At 54.2% G+C, this 1,771-nt stretch carries 1 rRNA gene (cut by a window edge); it reads left to right on the top strand.

Annotation, left to right across the window (positions count from 1 at the left end):
- Window positions 1–1,730 (top strand): 23S ribosomal RNA (locus tag GRH90_RS25750) (it extends 1,270 nt beyond the left edge of the window).
- Window positions 1,731–1,771 lie beyond the last annotated feature (41 nt).

The raw sequence follows: 1,771 nt of genomic DNA, 5'->3' as shown, positions 1-1,771 counted from the left end.
TCGTTGGGTAGGGGAGCGTTCTGTAAGCCTGCGAAGGTGGCCTGTGAGGGCTGCTGGAGGTATCAGAAGTGCGAATGCTGACATAAGTAACGATAAAGCGGGTGAAAAGCCCGCTCGCCGGAAGACCAAGGGTTCCTGTCCAACGTTAATCGGGGCAGGGTGAGTCGACCCCTAAGGCGAGGCCGAAAGGCGTAGTCGATGGGAAACAGGTTAATATTCCTGTACTGGGTGTGACTGCGAAGGGGGGACGGAGAAAGCTAGGTTCGCCGGGCGACGGTTGTCCCGGTTTAAGCGTGAAGGTGGAAAGGGCAGGTAAATCCGCTCTTTTATTCAACACCGAGGCGTGATGACGAGCCACCACGGTGGTGAAGGAATTGATGCTACGCTTCCAGGAAAAGCCTCTAAGCTCCAGGTCACATCGAATCGTACCCCAAACCGACACAGGTGGTCAGGTAGAGAATACCCAGGCGCTTGAGAGAACTCGGGTGAAGGAACTAGGCAAAATGGTGCCGTAACTTCGGGAGAAGGCACGCTGGCGTTAGGTGGAGGGACTTGCTCCCCGAGCCGAAGCCAGTCGCAGATACCAGCTGGCTGCAACTGTTTATTAAAAACACAGCACTGTGCAAACACGAAAGTGGACGTATACGGTGTGACGCCTGCCCGGTGCCGGAAGGTTAATTGATGGGGTTATCCGCAAGGAGAAGCTCTTGATCGAAGCCCCGGTAAACGGCGGCCGTAACTATAACGGTCCTAAGGTAGCGAAATTCCTTGTCGGGTAAGTTCCGACCTGCACGAATGGCGTAATGATGGCCAGGCTGTCTCCACCCGAGACTCAGTGAAATTGAACTCGCTGTGAAGATGCAGTGTACCCGCGGCAAGACGGAAAGACCCCGTGAACCTTTACTATAGCTTGACACTGAACATTGAGCCTTGATGTGTAGGATAGGTGGGAGGCAATGAAGTGTGGACGCCAGTCTGCATGGAGCCAACCTTGAAATACCACCCTTTAATGTTTGATGTTCTAACTCCGGCCCATTATCTGGGTCGAGGACAGTGTCTGGTGGGTAGTTTGACTGGGGCGGTCTCCTCCTAAAGAGTAACGGAGGAGCACGAAGGTTAGCTAATCACGGTCGGACATCGTGAGGTTAGTGCAAAGGCATAAGCTAGCTTGACTGCGAGAGTGACGGCTCGAGCAGGTGCGAAAGCAGGTCTTAGTGATCCGGTGGTTCTGAATGGAAGGGCCATCGCTCAACGGATAAAAGGTACTCCGGGGATAACAGGCTGATACCGCCCAAGAGTTCATATCGACGGCGGTGTTTGGCACCTCGATGTCGGCTCATCACATCCTGGGGCTGAAGTAGGTCCCAAGGGTATGGCTGTTCGCCATTTAAAGTGGTACGCGAGCTGGGTTTAGAACGTCGTGAGACAGTTCGGTCCCTATCTGCCGTGGGCGTTGGAAGATTGAGAGGGGCTGCTCCTAGTACGAGAGGACCGGAGTGGACGCACCACTGGTGTTCGGGTTGTCATGCCAATGGCATTGCCCGGTAGCTACGTGCGGAAGAGATAACCGCTGAAAGCATCTAAGCGGGAAACTTGCCTCGAGATGAGTCTTCCCTGTGACCTTGAGTCACCTGAAGGGACGTTAAAGACGATGACGTTGATAGGTCGGGTGTGTAAGCGCAGCGATGCGTTGAGCTAACCGATACTAATGACCCGTGAGACTTAACCTTACAACACCTAAGGTGTTTGAAGCGGAGAGCGCGTTGCCCCG

The sequence above is a fragment of the Acerihabitans arboris genome, assembly GCF_010131535.1.
Lineage (GTDB): Bacteria > Pseudomonadota > Gammaproteobacteria > Enterobacterales > Enterobacteriaceae > Acerihabitans > Acerihabitans arboris.
Note: the sequence above shows the minus strand (reverse complement) of the source record. Positions and strands in the feature narration are given on the sequence as shown.